The sequence below is a fragment of the Defluviitalea raffinosedens genome, assembly GCF_016908775.1.
GTDB lineage: Bacteria > Bacillota > Clostridia > Lachnospirales > Defluviitaleaceae > Defluviitalea > Defluviitalea raffinosedens.
The window spans coordinates 106,736-126,099 of record NZ_JAFBEP010000002.1 but is presented as its reverse complement, the minus strand read 5'-3'; the positions used below and the strand labels follow the sequence as shown (position 1 = coordinate 126,099).

Annotated in this window: 15 protein-coding genes and 1 other annotated feature; of the genes, 13 read left to right on the top strand and 2 right to left on the bottom strand. The window is 37.0% G+C overall.

Translation table 11 applies throughout. The annotated features are described in order from the left end of the window. The first annotated feature begins 10 nt into the window (after positions 1–10). Positions 11–904, top strand: coding sequence for a protein translocase subunit SecF (gene secF / locus JOD07_RS02480; RefSeq protein WP_204612002.1), 894 nt, complete (start codon positions 11–13; stop codon positions 902–904). 95 nt (positions 905–999) lie between these two features. On the opposite strand, the gene JOD07_RS02475 is transcribed toward secF, so the two are convergent. Then, positions 1,000–1,371, bottom strand: coding sequence for a S1 RNA-binding domain-containing protein (locus JOD07_RS02475; RefSeq protein ID WP_204612000.1), 372 nt, complete (start codon positions 1,369–1,371; stop codon positions 1,000–1,002). A gap of 128 nt (positions 1,372–1,499) precedes the next feature. Here JOD07_RS02475 and recJ point away from each other — a divergent pair, with 128 nt between their 5' ends. The 9 genes from recJ to aspS all read left to right on the top strand — a co-directional run bounded on the left by recJ (position 1,500) and on the right by aspS (position 13,607). Further along, positions 1,500–3,950: a single-stranded-DNA-specific exonuclease RecJ gene (gene recJ, locus JOD07_RS02470; protein WP_158740169.1), complete on the top strand. Its 2,451-nt coding sequence runs from the start codon at positions 1,500–1,502 to the stop codon at positions 3,948–3,950. Between the two features lies 1 nt (position 3,951). Next, positions 3,952–4,464: an adenine phosphoribosyltransferase gene (locus JOD07_RS02465; protein WP_158740170.1), complete on the top strand. Its 513-nt coding sequence runs from the start codon at positions 3,952–3,954 to the stop codon at positions 4,462–4,464. A 73-nt stretch (positions 4,465–4,537) separates the two neighbouring features. Next, positions 4,538–5,227: an RluA family pseudouridine synthase gene (locus tag JOD07_RS02460; protein ID WP_204611998.1), complete on the top strand. Its 690-nt coding sequence runs from the start codon at positions 4,538–4,540 to the stop codon at positions 5,225–5,227. Between the two features lie 120 nt (positions 5,228–5,347). Beyond that, positions 5,348–7,585 (top strand): RelA/SpoT family protein, encoded by a 2,238-nt coding sequence (locus JOD07_RS02455; protein ID WP_158740172.1) that lies wholly within the window; start codon positions 5,348–5,350, stop codon positions 7,583–7,585. An 11-nt stretch (positions 7,586–7,596) separates the two neighbouring features. Continuing rightward, the gene (gene dtd, locus JOD07_RS02450) at positions 7,597–8,046 is read left to right on the top strand and encodes a D-aminoacyl-tRNA deacylase (protein WP_158740173.1); all 450 of its coding nucleotides are present in this window, start codon (positions 7,597–7,599) and stop codon (positions 8,044–8,046) included. Positions 8,047–8,061: 15 nt separating this feature from the next. Beyond that, positions 8,062–8,706: an MBL fold metallo-hydrolase gene (locus JOD07_RS02445; RefSeq protein WP_204611996.1), complete on the top strand. Its 645-nt coding sequence runs from the start codon at positions 8,062–8,064 to the stop codon at positions 8,704–8,706. Positions 8,707–8,708: 2 nt separating this feature from the next. Next, the gene (hemZ, locus tag JOD07_RS02440; RefSeq protein WP_204611994.1) at positions 8,709–10,127 is read left to right on the top strand and encodes a coproporphyrinogen dehydrogenase HemZ; all 1,419 of its coding nucleotides are present in this window, start codon (positions 8,709–8,711) and stop codon (positions 10,125–10,127) included. A gap of 46 nt (positions 10,128–10,173) precedes the next feature. Continuing rightward, positions 10,174–10,388: a binding site (T-box leader), on the top strand. Positions 10,389–10,491: 103 nt separating this feature from the next. Further along, on the top strand, positions 10,492–11,763 hold the full coding sequence (gene hisS, locus JOD07_RS02435) for a histidine--tRNA ligase (RefSeq protein ID WP_204611992.1): 1,272 nt from the start codon (positions 10,492–10,494) through the stop codon (positions 11,761–11,763). Between the two features lie 59 nt (positions 11,764–11,822). Further along, complete coding sequence (gene aspS / locus JOD07_RS02430) at positions 11,823–13,607, top strand: aspartate--tRNA ligase (RefSeq protein WP_204611990.1); 1,785 nt, start codon at positions 11,823–11,825, stop codon at positions 13,605–13,607. A 47-nt stretch (positions 13,608–13,654) separates the two neighbouring features. On the opposite strand, the gene JOD07_RS02425 is transcribed toward aspS, so the two are convergent. Next, positions 13,655–15,067, bottom strand: coding sequence for a phosphoglucomutase/phosphomannomutase family protein (locus JOD07_RS02425; protein ID WP_158740178.1), 1,413 nt, complete (start codon positions 15,065–15,067; stop codon positions 13,655–13,657). A 283-nt stretch (positions 15,068–15,350) separates the two neighbouring features. Here JOD07_RS02425 and JOD07_RS02420 point away from each other — a divergent pair, with 283 nt between their 5' ends. The 3 genes from JOD07_RS02420 to JOD07_RS02410 all read left to right on the top strand — a co-directional run bounded on the left by JOD07_RS02420 (position 15,351) and on the right by JOD07_RS02410 (position 19,315). Continuing rightward, complete coding sequence (locus tag JOD07_RS02420; RefSeq protein ID WP_204611988.1) at positions 15,351–16,436, top strand: ABC transporter substrate-binding protein; 1,086 nt, start codon at positions 15,351–15,353, stop codon at positions 16,434–16,436. A gap of 126 nt (positions 16,437–16,562) precedes the next feature. Next, complete coding sequence (locus JOD07_RS02415; RefSeq protein ID WP_158740180.1) at positions 16,563–17,648, top strand: ABC transporter ATP-binding protein; 1,086 nt, start codon at positions 16,563–16,565, stop codon at positions 17,646–17,648. Then, positions 17,645–19,315 carry an ABC transporter permease gene (locus tag JOD07_RS02410; RefSeq protein ID WP_158740181.1) on the top strand — a complete coding sequence of 557 codons (1,671 nt, stop codon included), beginning with the start codon at positions 17,645–17,647 and terminating at the stop codon, positions 19,313–19,315. The genes JOD07_RS02415 and JOD07_RS02410 overlap by 4 nt, the downstream gene beginning before the upstream one ends. Positions 19,316–19,364 lie beyond the last annotated feature (49 nt).

The following is a 19,364-nucleotide window of genomic DNA, read 5'->3' as shown; positions in this document are numbered from 1 at the left end:
GGCCGAGAAAATGAATATAGTAGAAAAACGAAAAACCTGGTTTGCTATTTCAATTATTATTATTATTGCAGGATTGCTGGCAATGCCCATTAATGCTATGATGGGCAATGGAATTTTGAATTTTGACGTAGAATTTATTGGCGGAACTGTAATGGAAGTTAATATTGGACAAGACTTTGATATTACAAATGATATTCGGCCGATTGTTATAGAGATTACAGGAGACGAAAGTCCTCAGATTACCCGTTCTGGAGACCAGGGGGTATCCATTAAAACAAAGTCTATAGATGCTACGACAAGAACAAAGCTCTATGATGCTCTGAAAGAAAAGTATAATTTAGACGGAATGAATGATTTGTTAAATGTAGATGATGTTTCGCCGACTATCAGTACTGAAATGCAGGTAAAAGCTTTGCAGGCATTACTTGTATCTTCAATATTAATGCTGATTTATATTACATTTCGATTTAAAGACTGGAGATTTGGTCTTGCTGCCGTACTGCCGTTAATACATGATGTATTGATCGTATTGGCTGTTTATTCTATTGGACGGGTTCCAGTAAATAATTCATTTATCGCAGCGATCTTAACTATCGTGGGTTATTCCATCAATGATACCATTGTTATATTTGACAGAATTCGTGAAAACAGAAAAGTAGCTAAAAAAGGTGATTTAGAAGGATTAGTTAACAGAAGTATATCTCAAACTATTGTTCGCTCAATTAATACTTCTATCACAACTTTGCTTACTATAACAGTACTCTATTTCCTTGGAGTGCCATCTATAAAAGAATTTGCACTTCCATTGATTGTAGGGATTATTTCAGGAACTTATTCTTCCATCTTTATTGCGAGTCCTTTATGGTATGAATTTCATAAGAAATCAATTGCAAAAACTGCATAATCACATAAGAAAAAGACATAGGATTGCACTGATAAGACAACTTTCTTATTACACAATAAAATCACAAAGACCTGCCAATTGGCAGGTCTTTGTGATTACTGACGATTATATCGCTTATTTAAAGCTGCTTGTCGTTCATTAGAATGCTTTAAAAAATCTTTTAGCATGTTTTCCAGACGGTCTTTATCGGAAACAGCTGATTGGGCACTTTCAACAGGTTTTTTGGGAACAGCATCTTTCATAGAAAGCGAAATCTTACCCGTTTGAGCGTCGATGGATACAATTTTAACTTTCACCTTATCTCCTACGGAAAGAACTTCATTGATATCTTTTAAATAACCGTGTGTCACCTGGGAGATATGAACCAATCCCTGGGTGGACTCATCCAGAGTCACAAAAGCTCCAAATGGTTTAATACTGTTTATTGTACCCTCTACAATTTGACCTACTTGATATTTTACTGACATATCAACACTCCTATATTTTATTGCAATACCATTATAGCATATTCTATAGCATTTTGGTACAAGAAAATCTCGTGGACTTTTTTTCGCTGCTTGGGTTATAATAAAAGCTGCGATTATGGAGGGATAAAATGATTCAATCAAAAAATTTATGGGTGTATCGTGGCGACAGCGAAAATGATTTAGATAAAAATGATCAATTGCCTGTGTCGGCGTTAATGGCTAAAGTTTTAAATAACAGAGGAATAAAAAATGCTGATGATATGATGTCCTTTTTACATCCTGATTATTCCAGACTTTATGATCCTTTTTTATTAAAAGATATGGAAAAAGCGGTGGATAAAATTCTGGAAGGAATGGCCTTGAAAAGAAAAATTACAATTTATGGGGATTATGATGTGGATGGAATAACCAGTACCTCAATTCTTTACATGTTTCTAAAAGAAAATGGAGGGAATGTAGACTATTATATTCCGGATCGTATAGAAGAAGGATATGGGCTTAATATAGATGCTATCAGGAAGATTAAAGACAGTGGTACGGATATTATTATTACAGTAGATACAGGAATTGCTGCTGTGAATGAAGCAAAGTTTGCGAAAGAATTAGGAATAGATCTTATTATCACGGATCACCACGAATGTCAGAGTGAACTGCCAGAAGCCTATGCTGTGATCGATCCCAAGCAGAAAGAATGCAGTTATCCTTTTAAATTATTAGCTGGGGTTGGAGTTACCTTTAAACTCATTCATGGATTGGCACAAAAACTTCGAGTAGAAGATCGTATTTGGAAATATATAGATATTGTAGCGGTAGGTACTGTAGCAGATGTGGTATCATTAGTGGATGAAAACAGGGTTTTTGTGAAAAAAGGATTCGAAAGCATTCCTAATACATGGAACATAGGTCTTAAAGCACTCCTTAAGGTGTCAGGATATAAGGGAGGCCCGATCACCGCAGGACTTATAGGCTTTGGGATCGCTCCCAGATTAAATGCAGCCGGAAGAATAGGGGATGCAAAAAGAGGAATAGAATTATTTATTACCCAGGATGAGAATGTGGCAGTTTCTATTGCTGAAGAGCTTAATGATGAGAACAGGCGCAGGCAGGAGATGGAGCAAAAAATCCTGGAGGAAGCCCTGGAATTAATTGAGAAAGAACTTGACTTAGAAAATACTAAGGTGATTGTCATAGCCTCTGAAAAATGGCATCATGGCGTCATAGGGATCGCAGCCTCAAAAATTATGGAAAAATTCTATAGGCCTACAATTTTAATGTGTATAGAAGATGGTATGGCAAAAGGTTCTGCAAGAAGTGTCACGGGTTTTAATATTTTTGAAGCGCTTAGTAATAGCAGTCAGTTTCTTGAAAGATTCGGTGGACATGAAATGGCGGCAGGGTTATCCATGCCTGCAGAAAATATTGATGATTTTAGAATTTTTATTAATGAATACGCCAATAATATAATGGATGATGAGACTTTAATACCAAAAATCTATTTGGATGCTCATATCAAACTGGAAGACATTAATCTGGAACTGGTTTCGGAATTGACTATGATGGAACCCTATGGCGTGGGGAATCCTCAGCCTTTGTTTTCCCTGGAAGGGGAAATTCAAAGCATCCGTCCTGTAGGCAAAGACGGAAATCATTTAAAGATTGTTTTTACAGACTCCTATAAAACTGTTAATGGTATTGGTTTTGGGCTGGGGGATTACAGTAAATATCTGCATTTTGGACGGAAAATTTCTGCTGTTGTTGCTTTGGAAATCAATGAGTGGAATCAGGTTACAGAACCTCAGCTTTTGATTAAGGACTTGAAATATACTGAAGAAGATGAAATGCATTATAATTATTATTTGTCTTTATATGATTTATTTAAGCACACAGAGGCTATGCCAACAGATGTGTCTATTGCTTTAGACATAAAATATAAGCTTTCAGCAGAAAATTTGCTTGATGGCAGAAAAACTCTCATTTTAGTGCATACCAAGACAAATTTAATTAACCTTATGAAAGAAATTAAAAATCATCAAAATCTATTTAACAAAAAGCCAAAAGTTTGGTATACTAATAATTGTGGCTCAAAAAATCAATACGATATCGTTGTTAATCCTATTATTGAGCAAATTGATTTTGATGGATACGAGAAGGTGGTACTTTACGACCCATTATGGAGCCGTTCAGAGTATGATTTAATTAAGAAAAAAGTGGATACTCTGTATTGGGTTGAGAAAAGCGATGTAATTCACCGGGATGAAATAAAATCACTGATTCCTGATCGTCAGGATTTTGCAGTTTTATACAGACATATAAAATTGCTTGAAAGTTTAAACATTCGTTCTGTATACTTGGATCATCTTTTGGAAGAATGCAATAAGGCAGCCAAGATGAATGAATTTAAGATATTGCTATGTATGGATGTTTTTAAAGAATTAGGCTTAATGTATTACAATTTTGATCATGATCATATATTTTTCCAGGTCCTTTCGAATAAAAAAGTATCTTTAGAAGATTCTAAAGTACTTCAAAAAATGATTCGATGGGGTAAAATATTTGAAGAGAACCAGAGGGGGAAGTAGAATGGATTTAAAGCAAATAGTAAGAGATGTATTGGATTTTCCAAAAGAAGGTATTATATTCAGAGATATAACACCTGTTTTGCAAAGTCCTGAAGCATTAAAAGAATCTATTGATCAAATGATGGATAAATTGGATGGAGTGGATTTTGATCTCATTGTGGGACCAGAATCCAGAGGATTTATTTTCGGAGTTCCTTTGGCATATAACATGAACAAAGGATTTATTCCTGTGCGTAAAAAGGGAAAATTGCCTTATAAAACTGTGGAAAAAGAGTATGATTTAGAGTATGGCACAGCATCCATTGAGATGCATATTGATGCGATTCAACCTGGCCAAAAAGTAGTGATCATAGATGATTTACTGGCAACCGGCGGAACCTCAAAAGCCATTATTGATTTAATTGAGCAGGTTGGAGGAAAGGTAGTCAAACTGGTATATTTGATTGAATTGGAATTTTTAAAGGGCAGAGATGCCTTAAAAGACTACAGTGTAGAGTCCATTATAAAATACTAATTTTTCGGAACGCATATATGCGTTCCATTATTTTTTCAACAAAAGTTTATACTTTCAAAAAAAGGAGAAGACTATGGATATCAAAGTGTTATATGAAGATCCTCATATCATTGTGGTTGAAAAACCTCCTAAAGTTCCTTCCCAACAAGATAAAACCGGAGACACAGATTTGATGAGCTTAGTTAAGGATCATCTGAAAGAGAAATACCCTGCGGCCAGAAACCCTTACTTGGGACTTATACACAGACTGGACAGGCCTGTTGGCGGACTTATGGTATTTGCGAAGACCAAAGAAGCCAATGCAAAATTGTCAGAGCAGATGAAGGCCCATAGCTTCAAAAAGGAATATCTGGCTGTAGTATGTGGGAAACCCGATAAAGAGCACGAAGAAATCAGAGATTATCTGCTGAAAAATCAAGCCAGGAATGTATCAAAGGTAGTTCCTGAAGGCGTTAAAGGAGCAAAAGAAGCAATTCTTGAATACACCTATATAAATAGTGTACTTGCAGAAGAAACTGTTTTAAGCCTTTTAAAAATTAAACTGAAAACCGGAAGACATCACCAAATTCGTGTTCAGCTTGCAAACAAGCAATTGCCCCTCTGGGGAGATCATAAATATAATCCGATATTTGTAAAGAAAAAAGAATGGACTCAACTTGCCCTTTGGGCATGGCGATTAACATTTAATCATCCAAAAACAGGTCAATTATGTAGCTTCGAATCCAATCCGACAGAATATCCTTTTAATCTTTTTAATATTTAATGGACACCTGTAAGGAATGGCTTGACAGTTCAGTTTCTTTTTTTTGAGAATGTTGCATTTATAGTAGAGAATGACTATAATAAAGGAAATATGTTTATATATTACGAATGGGGGAAAAATATGCCCGACGAAGCGATTTACCAAAAGTTAATACGCACAATTCAATCCTATCATCCCTCCAATGATTTATCCATGGTTGAGCGTGCCTATAAACTCGCCAAGGAAGCGCATAAAAATCAATACCGTAAATCAGGAGAGCCTTATATTATACATCCATTGGAAGTAGCAGTTATTTTAGCTGAGCTGGAGTTAGATTTGGAATCCATAACTGCGGGAATTCTCCATGATACTATTGAAGATACGGATTATACTTTCGAAGATATATCGAGGCTTTTTAGCGAAGAAATTGCAAGACTGGTAGAAGGAGTAACCAAATTAGGAAAGATAGAATTTTCTACCGGTAATAAAGAGATGCAAAAAGAAGAAATTCAGGCTGAAAATTATCGAAAAATGTTTTTAGCAATGGCTCAGGATATAAGAGTTATTTTAATCAAGCTTGCTGATCGACTTCACAATATGAGAACACTTCGCTTCATGTCCCCAGAAAAGCAAAAAGAAAAGGCTTATGAGACCCTGCATATATACGCTCCTCTGGCACATAGACTTGGTATTTCCAAGATTAAAGTGGAGCTGGATGATTTAGCACTAAGATACCTGGAACCGGAAGCTTATTACGATCTGGTGGGGAAAATTGCTAAAAGGCGTATTGAACGGGTAGAATATGTAGAAAAAATTATTGAGCAGGTTAAGAAAAAATTAGATGAGGCAGGTATTAAGGCCACTGTTGAAGGAAGGCCAAAACACTTTTTCAGTATTTACAAAAAGATGGTAAGTCAGAACAAAACACTGGATCAAATCTATGATTTATTTGCTGTTCGGGCAATCGTTGATTCAGTTAAAGACTGCTATGGGGTGCTTGGTGTTGTACATGAAATGTATAAGCCGATACCGGGAAGATTTAAAGACTATATTGCAATGCCAAAACCCAATATGTATCAGTCTCTTCATACCAGCGTTATAGGTCCAGAAGGAGAACCTTTTGAAGTTCAAATTCGGACCTGGGAAATGCATCGTACAGCGGAGTACGGGATTGCTGCCCATTGGAAATATAAAGAAGGTAAAAAGGGAAGCAAAAATCAGGACAAATCTCAGGATAAGACGGAAGAAAAATTGGCATGGCTCAGACAAATTCTTGAATGGCAGAGAGAAATGTCAGACAATAAAGAATTCATGGATGCCCTCAGACTGGACTTAGATATATTTAATGACCAGGTATACGCTTTTACGCCTAAAGGAGATGTAATAAGCCTGCCCTATGGTTCCACTCCGATTGATTTTGCATATTCCATTCACAGTGCCGTTGGAAACAAGATGGTAGGAGCTAAGGTAAATGGTAAAATCGTTACGTTTGACTATCAGATAAAAAATGGCGATCGAGTTGAGATCATAACTTCTCAGAATTCAAGAGGTCCCAGCAGAGATTGGCTTAAGAATGTCAAAAGTTCTCAGGCAAAAACAAAAATTAATCAATGGTTTAAAAAGGAATTCAAAGAAGAGAATATTATTCGCGGAAAAGAAATGCTGGAAAAAGATGCTAAGAGAAGGGGTCTCAATTTAAACGATTTATTAAAGCCGGAAGGAATAGAATCGGTTTTAAGAAAATATGGTTTTCAGAATTGGGATGCAGTGTGCGCGGCTGTAGGCCATGGAGGTCTTAAAGAAGGTCAAGTCATTCATAGATTATATGAAGAATATCAAAAAGAGCAGAAGAAACAGATCACAGAAGAAACTATTGTTGTTCCACAGGAAGAATCTAAAAAACCAATTAAAAAGTCAAAAAGCGGTATAGTTGTAAAAGGCGTAGGAGATGTGGCAGTACGCTTTTCAAAATGTTGCAATCCTGTCCCAGGAGATGAAATTGTCGGGTTTATTACAAGAGGCAGAGGAGTATCCATTCACAGAACCGATTGCATTAATATCATTCATTTAAGCGACGAAGATAAAAATCGCTTAATTGATGCAGAATGGTATGTTGCTGAACAGGATACGAAAAACAGAACCTATCAAACAGAAATAAAAGTGATCGGCGAAGACAGAATGGGCATGCTCATTGATATTTCCAGGGTGCTTACAGAAGAAAAGATCCCTGTTAAGGCACTGAATGCCAGAACGAATAAAAACCATGAATCTATCTTTAATATCACGATAGAGATTAGCGGGGTACAGCAATTAGAGGTTATTACCAAGAAGATTAAGAACATTCCTGGAATAAATGATATCATACGAGTGACTACTTAGGAGGTAAGACATTGCGTGCAGTTGTACAAAAAGTAGCTCAGGCAAATGTTAAAGTTGATGGAAATATTATTGGTGAAATAGGAAAAGGGCTATTGGTTCTTCTTGGAATGCAGGAGTCAGATGACGAAAAAGTCATGGAGTATATGATTGATAAAATCATTCATTTAAGGATTTTTGAAGATGAAGAAGGCAAAATGAACCTGTCACTTAAAGATGTAAACGGCGAGCTTCTTATTGTTCCTAATTTCACGCTATACGGAGATGCCAGAAAAGGGAAGCGCCCCAGTTATACGAAGGCAGCTCCCCCTGTTGTGGCCGAAAAACTTTACAATACTTTTGTTGAAAAGGCAAAAGCAACAGGAATTAAAACAGAGCAAGGCAAATTTCAAAGCCACATGGAAGTGAGTTTATTAAATGACGGACCTGTAACCATATTAATTGACAGTGATAAAACCTTTTAAAGAAGGAGAACCTGTATGATTTTCAAAGTGATTACCGTAGGAATGATGGGTGTAAACTGCTATATCATGGGAGATCAAACTACCGGAAAAGGTGTGGTAGTAGACCCAGGTGCAGAGGGAAGTAAAATTATTGAAGCAATCAAGAAGGAAAATCTGGATATAGAGTATATTTTTTTAACCCATGGCCATTTTGACCATATAGGGGCTTTGGACAAGGTAAGAGAATTCACTGGTGCAGAGGTTGTCATCCACGAAGAAGGCAGAGAATACTTAAATGATCCCAGCCTTAATCTTTCCGGTGCCTTTGCTCACAGGGGATTTACGAAAACTGCCGATCAGTTTGTTTCCGATGGAGCGCTCATCAAAGTTGGAAATCTAACATTTAAAGTGATTCATACGCCCGGACATACTATGGACGGAGTAAATTACTATGAAGAAAATCATGAAGTTCTTTTTTCGGGAGATAATTTGTTCCAAAATTCCATTGGACGAACTGATTTTCCCAAAGGAGATTTTCACCTTTTGGTGACTGGTATTAAGAAGAAGCTTTTGATTCTTCCGGAAGATGTTGCAGTTTATCCGGGACATGGAGCTTCCACAACCATTGGCTCTGAAAAAAGAGAGAATCCATACTTAAATGAAGACGGCTGGGATGTATAAACATGGTGGATATAGAATTAGTAGGACATGAATATCATTACGAAATTGAAAATATCATAAAGCCTTATACAGGATATATTAAAGATGCAAGCATCAGAAGTATTTTAAAAGGCAATCTTTGCAGAGCTGAAATTTATGAAGGGGATAATCTTGTAAGTTTTAAAGAAGAATTGGGAAATGAGGATCAAAAGTATACCAAACAGCTTTTGATTCGTACCCTTTACCAGGTTCTTTGCGAATTTACTGGAGTAAAAATGCCTTGGGGATTCTTAACTGGCATAAGGCCTACAAAAATTGTTCATGAGATGTTTGAGAACAATATTCCTAAGGAACGCATCAAAAAACAATTGTTAGAGTTCTATGACATCAGAGAAGATAAAGTGGAACTGATGATAAAAGTAGCGGAGAAAGAAAGAGGCATATTGGAAAAAAATAAAGCAGATGAGATCAGTATATACATAGGGATTCCTTTTTGCCCTACTAGATGTTTGTACTGTTCTTTTACTTCTTATGCCATAGATCATAGAGAACAGCAGGTGGAGGCTTATCTTGAGGCCTTAGAAAAAGAAATTGCCTTTGGAGGAAAGTACAGCAGTTCTAAGACAATAAGAAGCATTTATATTGGAGGCGGTACACCTACCTCATTAAATGAAGAACAATTAGAGAGGTTACTAATGCTGGTTAATCAGCATTTTAATGTGAAGGATGCAGAGGAATTTACTGTAGAAGCCGGAAGACCTGATACGATTACAAAAAGAAAACTGGAACTCCTTAAGCAGTATCATGTCGGCCGAATTTCTATTAATCCTCAGACCATGAACGAAGAAACTCTGCTACGCATTGGCAGAAAGCATACCACTGAAGACATTGTAAAAGTTTTTAGCTGGGCAAGGGAAATTGGTCATAGCAATATCAACATGGATTTGATTATAGGTTTACCTGGAGAAAGTCCCCGGGATGTTAAAAATACTATGGATAAGATCAAAGCGTTGGATCCTGACAGTATTACAGTGCATACAATGGCGATTAAGCGGGCTTCACGACTGAGAGAATCCTTAGAGGAATATACCTTGACGCAAGCTGATGAAATAGAAGAAATGATATCGATCACCAGTCAAGGGGCTTATGACATGGGGATGGAACCCTATTATCTTTACAGGCAAAAAAACATGCTGGGTAATTTTGAGAATGTAGGTTATTGCAAACCGGGAAAAGAATCGGTGTACAATATTGAAATCATGGAAGAAAAAGAGACCATTTTAGCATTAGGGGCAGGAGCCATTACAAAAGTGGTGGACCCAAAGACGAATAAGATTGAACGGATTCCCAATGTTAAAAATGTTGAAGAATATATTAACAGAATCGATGAGATGTTGTTAAGAAAGCAAAAGGGCCTGAAAGACCTTGACAATGATTTTTAATATGCATAAAATGTAATAAGAAAATTGCAATATATGACAGCAATATATTAAAGCGCTGAGAGGAAGAGTAGAATATTTGTTTTCTTTTACAGAAAAAAAAGCCTTGGCTGAGAGCTTTTAAAGAACAAATATTTGAAGGACATCCTTGAGTGACAATCTGAAACCAAAGTAGGATTGTACGGTTTGTTACCGTTATAAAACTCATAAGAGGAATGCTGTTCAAGCAGGGTGGCACCGCGGAAGAAAACTTCCGTCCCTGACAAAGTTTTTTGTCATGGACGGATTTTTTATTGTACGAGGTTGTACAGTGTTGTGAAACGTTAGAACAGGGTATAGAAGGTTAAATGATTAAGGAGGGATTTTTATGTTGACCCAAGCACCTCGTGGGACGAAGGATTTGTTTGGAAGTGAAGTTAATGCTTGGCAGGAAATGGAACAAATTATAAGGGAATTATGTAAGGATTTTGGCTATGGAGAAATCAGGACTCCAATATTTGAGCATACAGAGCTTTTCCAAAGAGGCGTAGGAGAGACAACAGATATCGTCCAAAAGGAAATGTACAGTTTTCAGGATAAAAAAGGGAGAAATATTACCTTAAAGCCGGAGGGCACAGCTGGTGCAGTCAGAGCTTATCTGGAGCAAAAAATGTATGCAGATATTCAGCCCACAAAGTTATATTATATTACTCCTGCTTTCAGATATGAAAAACCTCAGGCAGGGAGAATGAGACAGTTCCATCAGTTTGGAGTTGAATTTATTGGAGCCGATTCTCCAACTGCAGATGTAGAAGTCATTACGGTTGCAGCAGAACTCTTAAGAAGAATGGGGATATCCAAGGTAAAACTGCATATCAACAGTCTGGGAGGTCCGGAATGCCGAAAGAAGTACAATGAAAAGTTAAAAGTATATCTTGGAGAAAATTTGGATCATCTTTGCCCAACCTGCAGAGAAAGATTTGAGAAAAATCCACTGAGGATTCTGGACTGTAAAAATGAAAACTGTGGAAAGATTGTGGCCAATGCGCCTACAGTACTGGATTCTTTAGGGGAAGAATGTAAAAATCATTTTGAAATGGTGAAAACTTTACTTGATGAAATGGGAATAGAGTATACTGTCGATCCGGGCATTGTAAGAGGTTTAGATTATTATACGAGAACCGTATTTGAATTTATTTCTACAGATATAGGTGCACAGGGAACCATCTGCGGAGGAGGCCGATACAACAATCTGGTAGAAGAGTTGGGAGGCGCTTCCACTCCAGCGGTTGGCTTCGCCGTAGGACTGGAAAGACTATTGTTGGTATCAGAAGCTGAGAAGGGGAAAAAGGAATACGTTCCCTCCAGAGATATTTTCATAGGCTCCATAGGAGAGAAGGCATTAATTAAAGCACATCATTTTGTATACCAACTTCGCCGGGCAGGTATATCCGCAGAGGCAGACCATCTAGGAAAAAGTGTAAAAGCTCAGATGAAATATGGGGATAAAATAGGCGCAAAATATTCTATGATCCTGGGAGACGATGAAATCAATACCGGAAAAGCTGTTATTAAGAATATGGAAACCAAAGAGCAAACAGAAGTTCTTCTTGATGATATCGTAGAAGTTGTAGCAGAACTTTGTAAAAAGAATGAATAAAAAAACTTGTGAACATAAAGGGACTATTTATTTAATCATTAGAATATAGGAGGTTTATTATGGGAGAATCAATGGCAGGACTTAAGAGAACCCATTACTGTAACCAGGTCAAAGAAAATTTGATTGGCAGCGAAGTAGTAGTAATGGGTTGGGTACAAAAAAGAAGAAATTTAGGAAGCTTAATATTTATTGATTTAAGAGACAGAAGCGGACTTTTGCAGGTTGTATTTGATGAAAATGATGTAGATGGGGAAGGGTTTAAAAAAGCAGAGACTCTTAGGAGTGAATTTGTTATTGCCGTAAGAGGGGCCGTTCGTCAAAGAGAAAGTGTTAATCCCAATATGGAAACAGGCTATGTAGAAGTGCTTGCAAAGGAACTCCGTATATTGTCAGAGGCAGAAACACCTCCTTTTGCCATAGAAGAAAACAGTGCAGTAAAAGAAGATCTTCGCCTTAAGTATCGTTATTTGGATCTTAGAAGACCGGATTTGCAAAGAAACATTATGCTTAGACACAGAGTTACTCAATCAGTAAGAAGATTCTTAGACGGTGAAGGTTTTTTAGAAATAGAAACACCTATGTTGGCAAAAAGTACACCGGAGGGGGCAAGGGATTATCTTGTACCCAGTCGTGTTCACCAGGGAAGTTTTTATGCACTTCCGCAATCTCCACAGACTTTTAAGCAGCTTTTAATGGTTTCAGGGTTTGATAGATATTTCCAGATTGTGAGATGCTTCAGAGATGAAGACTTAAGAGCAGACAGGCAGCCGGAATTTACTCAAATCGATATGGAATTATCTTTCGTACAGGTGAATGATGTTATTGATGTTAATGAAAGATTGCTTCAAAGGGTATTTAAAGAAGCGATCAATATAGACATTCCTCTTCCTATTCCGAGATTAACTTATCAGGAAGCTATGGATCGTTTTGGCAGTGACAAACCGGATATTCGCTTTGGACTTGAATTGGTTAATATCTCCGACATAGCTAAGGATAGCGGTTTTAAAGTATTTACTGATGCAATCGAAAATGGGGGAAGCGTCAGAGGCATCAATGCTAAAGGATGCGGTAACTTCCCAAGAAAGCAAATAGATTCTTTGGTTGAAGTAGGAAAGACCTATGGAGCTAAAGGTATTGCGTGGATTGCGGTTAATGAAGATGGAACACTAAAATCCAGCTTTACGAAATTTTTATCTGAGGAAACCGTACAAGCAATTTTAAAAGCTATGGATGCAGAAAATGGAGACCTTTTGCTTTTCTGTGCAGACAAAAATTCTGTAGTATACGATGTCCTTGGCAATCTTCGCTTAGAAGTTGCTAAGCGCTTAGGCTTAACAAAGAAAGATGAGTATTCCTTTGTATGGGTAACAGAATTTCCACTTCTTGAATGGGATGAAGAGGAGCAAAGATTTGTTGCAAAACATCATCCTTTTACTTCGCCTATGGACGAAGATATAGAATTGCTGGATACCGATCCTGGAAAAGTAAGGGCTAAGGCATATGATATTTGCCTTAATGGAGTAGAAATCGGCGGTGGAAGTATCCGTATTTATCAAAGAGATATTCAGGAAAAAATGTTTGCTGCATTAGGATTTAGCAAGGAAGCTGCTTACGAAAATTTTGGATTTTTAATGAATGCGTTTAAATATGGGGTACCTCCTCATGGAGGTCTGGCTTATGGTCTGGACAGAATGGTTATGCTTATGGCACAGGAAGATAGTATAAGAGATGTTATAGCATTCCCGAAAGTAAAAGATGCTTCTTGTCCGATGACAGAGGCGCCTGGAACAGTTACTGAAAAGCAGCTGGAAGAATTGGGATTAAAAATAGACATAAAAAAATAAATAAAATAAAAATACTTCGCATCAGAGGATGCGAAGTATTTTTATTTTTACAGATGTAAGAAGTCTTGAAAGATTTTATTAATACGATCTGCTTCTTCCTGAGTACTCATTTCAGAGAAAATACGAAGAACTGGTTCAGTTCCGGAAAATCTGCAGATAATCCATCCGCCATTTTTGAAGTAAACTTTAAATCCGTCGAGATAGGAAACTTTTTCAATTTCAAGACCGAAATCAGGAGCATTCTTTTCTTCAAAAAGGAGCTTTTGCAATTCTTCTTTACGTTCCTGAGTCATGCGGAAATCCGCTTCGCTCATGAAGAAGTTTCCATATTTGCTGTGAATATCATTCAATATTTCAGAAAGAGGTTTCCCTATAACACTGTACATTTCGGTGAGCAGTGCACCGGCATATACACCGTCTTTTCCGCGAATATGGCCTTTTACGGTCAATCCTCCTGAGGACTCTCCCCCGATGATTGCATCGGTTTCTTCCATTTTGGAGGAAATATGCTTAAATCCTACAGGCACTTCATAGCATGTTTCTCCGAAAGCTTCTGCCATCTTGTCAAGACAGTGTGTAGTAGCAATATTGCGAACCACTCCGCCTTTCCATCCTTTAAATTCATGGAGATAATAGTATAATAGCACTAATATGTCATTGGGATGAATAAAGGTACCGTTGGCATCAATCAAACCTATTCTGTCAGCATCACCATCGGTAGCAATACCAAGATCATAGCCACCTTTTACAACCAATTGTGAGAGGTGGGCAAGAGTGTCGCTGCTTGGGGAGGGAAGTCTGCCACCAAAGAGGGTATCATGGCGGTCATGGATGACCTCTACATCACAGCGGCAAGTCATTAGAATGGTTTGAAGAGTTGTCTTACTTACACCGTACATGGGGTCTAAGAGAATACGGAGTCCTCTGTCTTTAATAGCTTCAATATTAATCAGACTTAAAATACTGTCTATATATGCATTTTGTGGATTAATTCTTTTAATTAATCCTGCTTTTAAAGCTTTAGAAAAATCCATTCTTGAGATTTCGTTTTTATTAATTTTTGCTATTTCATTTTCTATTCTGTCGGTAACTTTTTCAGTAGCATCACGTCCACCAGAGGTAAAAACTTTGACACCATTATACTCGGCAGGATTATGGCTGGCTGTAACAGCAATTCCATAGGCAGCCTGTTCTTCTTTTACCTGAAACATAATCATGGGGGTAGGAGCATTAAAATCTATAAGATGCACAGTAATACCTTCTGCTGCGAATACACTGGAAATCCACTGTGCAGCAAGATCGGATAAAAAACGTCTATCATATCCAATAATTACTGGCTTGTCCGATACTCCATCCTGAAAAATCATTTGAGAGAGAGCCTTAGCAATCAACTCAAGGTTTTCTTTTGTGAAATCCTCACCTATAATGGCGCGAAATCCACCTGTTCCAAATTTTATCATGGTCATTCCTCCCACATTGCATATTTTACTCGTGTCATTCTAGCACAGCTATGTTTATAATTCAAGGCATAGGTCATTCCAGAGCATCCATTTTATAGTCAAAATGCATAAATATCATATGAAAAATAGCTTATTTTATACATCATGACTAAATTCTAAACAAAAGTTCAGATTTGTCACGTTGTATTTATCTTCAGTAAATGTAATAATAAATGCGTAATAAGCAATAATAAATTTATGAAAAGCAACACAAAAACTAAAAAAAGTTTGGAGGAGATACGCAATGAAGAAAAAGTTTTTAAGTATGTTATTAGCAGTTATGATGCTTGCTACAACCATGGTAGGTTGCGGTGGTAACAAACAAACACAAGAAGGACAACCTTCAACACCATCAACAACTGAAGGAACTACTCAAAAAGAAGACACTTCAAACACAGGTGATGGTTCTAAACATGTTACAGTTTATTCACCACACCCTGCTGAACCATTAAATGCTGGAATTAAAGAATTCCAAGAAAAAACTGGTATTACTGTAGACTTAGTTGCTGCAGGAACAGGAGAACTTTTAAAGAGAATCGAAGCTGAAAGTGCAAACCCACTTTGTGACGTTTTCTGGGGTGGCGGAGCTGACTCTTTAGCAGCATACACAGAATACTTTGAACCATTTACACCAGAAGATATGGCAAACATTGATGCAGCATATGTTGACCCAAATCATATGTGGACAGGTGAATCACCACTTCCTATGGTTATCATGTACAATAAGAAACTTGTTGCTGAAAGTGATGTACCACAAGGATGGTCAGATCTTACTGATCCAAAATTCAAAGGACAAATTGCTTATGCTGACCCTGCAAAATCCGGTTCATCCTACACAATTCTTTGCACAATGTTAACTGCATTTGGTAAAGATGACGGAAAAGGTTGGGAATTCATCGAAAAATTCGTAGAAAACTTAGACGGGAAAATTCTTTCATCCTCTGGAGACGTTTATAAGAAAGTTGCAGACGGAGAATATGCGGTTGGTTTAACTCTCGAAAAAGAAGCGATCAAATATGTTCAGGCTGGTGCAGATGTAGGTATTGTATATCCAAAAGAAGGAACATCTGCAGTTCCAGATGGTATTGCATTGGTTAAAGGTTCTAAAAACAAAGAAAATGCAGAGATTTTCTTGAACTTTGTATTAAGTAAAGAATGCCAAAGCATGATGGCTGCTGACTTTGGAAGAAGACCAGTAAGAACAGATACTAATCCACCAGAAGGACTTCCTCCAATGTCCGAAATTCCAATGGTTGATTATGATTTCGATTGGGCGTCCTCTCAAAAAGAAAACATCATGAATCAATGGAAGGAAATTATCGTTCAATAATAGTATTGATGAAACGGGGATTTTTAACAGAGAGTATTTGAATGCCGCGCAGGTGGGAAAAGATATCTTTTCATTGCCTGCGCGGCACGTTTAAAAGGAAAAATCACATAATAAAGGGGCGAGAAAATGAGTCATACAGTTAAAATTGATGATGTAGTAAAAAGATATGGTGACTTTGTCGCAGTAGACCATATTTCATGCGATATCCAACAGGGAGAATTTTTTACTTTGCTTGGACCATCTGGTTGCGGTAAAACCACATTGCTTCGTATGATCGCAGGATTCAACTCTATTGAAGAGGGAAGAATTTTATTTGATGATAAAGTGATTAATAATATAGAAGCACATAAAAGAGACATCGGTATGGTGTTCCAGAATTATGCGATTTTCCCTCATATGACAGTATTTGATAATGTTGCTTATGGGTTAAAAGCGCGAAAGGTAAAAAAGGAAGAAATTACTCCAAGAGTTATGGAAGCATTGAAATTAGTTCAGATTGAAAATCTCAAGGACAGAAAACCATCTGAACTTTCGGGAGGACAACAACAGCGTGTAGCGTTGGCTCGTGCTATTGTAATCCGTCCAAGTGTTCTGTTGATGGATGAACCTCTTTCCAATCTGGATGCAAAATTAAGAGTTCAAATGAGAACAATCATCAGAAAACTTCAAAAGGATCTTAACATTACTACTATATATGTTACCCACGACCAGGAAGAAGCTCTTGCAATTTCCGACAGAATAGCAATTCTTAATAAAGGTAAAGTAATGCAAATCGACAGCCCTGAAATGATTTACAAAAAACCTCAGAATCTTTTCGTAGCAGGATTTATCGGTACTTCCAACTTTATGGATGGAAAAATTGTTAAAATGGATGACGATATGACTGCTCATATACAACTGGATGCAGGCATGGAATTCAAAATGAAGCTGAAAAAGAAAGCAGAAGGTCCGATCAAGATGTCAGTACGTCCTGAGCAATTTATCATCAACGATTCTTCCGTTTACGGATTAAAGGGTGAAATCAGTCTGTATACTTTCCTTGGTGACTTTGTTAATTATGAAGTTAAACTTCCAAATGGTCAAATTGTAGAAGCCAATGAATATACAAAGGATATTGATTTTGTTCGTAAACCAGGACAAAAAGTGAGCTTGACATTCGATACTGAAAAGATTAGTATTTTCAACGCATCAGGAACGGAGGTGCTCTCATGACATATGAAGGCACTAGCAAGAAATCTTTAAAATCCTATTTTAATTTTTGGAATATTGTAAAGTGGTTATCGATCATATTATTCTTTGTATTTATGATCTATCCGTTCTTCTCCATTCTTTATCGTAGTTTTTTAACTAAAGACGGAGGGTTTACTTTACAAAATTATGCAACATTCTTTAGTAAGAAATACTACAATAGAACTTTGAAAAACAGTTTGTCCGTTTCGTTTTTTGCTACCCTCTTTTCAGTTATTATAGGTCTTCCAATGGCATATATTACAACCCGTTATAATATTTATGGGAAAAAATTGATCAATATCTTGATTATTATGTCCCTTATGTCTCCGCCGTTTATCGGAGCATATTCCTGGATTATGTTGTTTGGAAGAAGCGGTTTTGTTACTAGTTTATTTGCTAAGATAGGAATTACTGTACCTCCAATTTACGGCTTCGGTGGTATCGTACTGGTGTTTACACTTAAATTCTTCCCTTATGTGTATCTGTATGTTTCCGGTGCGATGTCCAGTATCGACAGATCATTAGAAGAAGCTGCTGAAAATCTTGGATCCAGTAAGCTCAAAAGAATCTGGACAATTACCATACCAGTTATCATGCCAACTCTGACAGCAGGAGCAATTATGGTATTTATGTCATCCTTAGCTGACTTTGGTACACCGATGCTTATTGGTGAAGGTTATAAAGTACTTCCGGTTCTTGTATATGAAGAGTATATGAGTGAGATGGGCGGTAACGCCAATATGGCTGGAGCACTCAGTGTAATAATCGTACTATGCTCAACCACTGTACTTCTTATTCAAAAATACGCTGTATCACGTAAAAATTATGTTATGACAGCATTACGCCCCCCTATTGTTGAAGAACTATCTACTGGAAAAAGAATTTTATTAACGGCCATTTGTATGTTTATATCTTTTGTTGCATTCTTACCTCAAATCGTGGTAGTGGTTACTTCCTTCATCAAAACCAATGGTCCTATCTTTGTTAAAGGATTTAGCTTAGAAAGTTATGAAAAAATCTTCTATAAACTTTCTAAAAACATTACCAATACTTTCGTATATTCAACCATTGCAATCGTAATTATGGTAGTACTTGGAATGCTCATTTCTTATCTTACAGTTAAGAGAAAAGACAAAGTTACAAACATCTTAGACTTGTTAATTATGTTCCCTTACGTTATTCCAGGTGCGGTTCTTGGTATTAGTTTATTAGTAGCATTTAATAAGCCCCCATTGATTCTCTCAGGTACAGCATCCATTTTGATCATTGCGTATATAGTAAGAAAAATGCCTTATACCATTCGATCCAGTAGTGCTATGTTGTATCAGATTGATCAAAGTATTGAAGAAGCTTCCATCAATCTGGGTGTTTCTCCAATGAAAACATTCTTTAAAATTACAGCAAGAATGATGGCGCCAGGAGTAATATCAGGAGCAATTTTAAGCTGGATTACCAGTATTAACGAGTTAAGTTCCAGTATTATGTTATATAGTGGTAAAACTGCAACGATTTCTGTAGCAATTTATACTGAAGTTGTTCGTGCAAGCTTTGGTACGGCGGCAGCCCTTGCATCTATCTTAACTATTACAACAATCCTGTCCTTACTGCTATTCAGCATCATCAGTAAAGGTAAAGTTTCTGTAATTTAGAAGGAGTAGCCCTATGGACTACTCCTTTTTCTAAATATTGAAAAGTAGA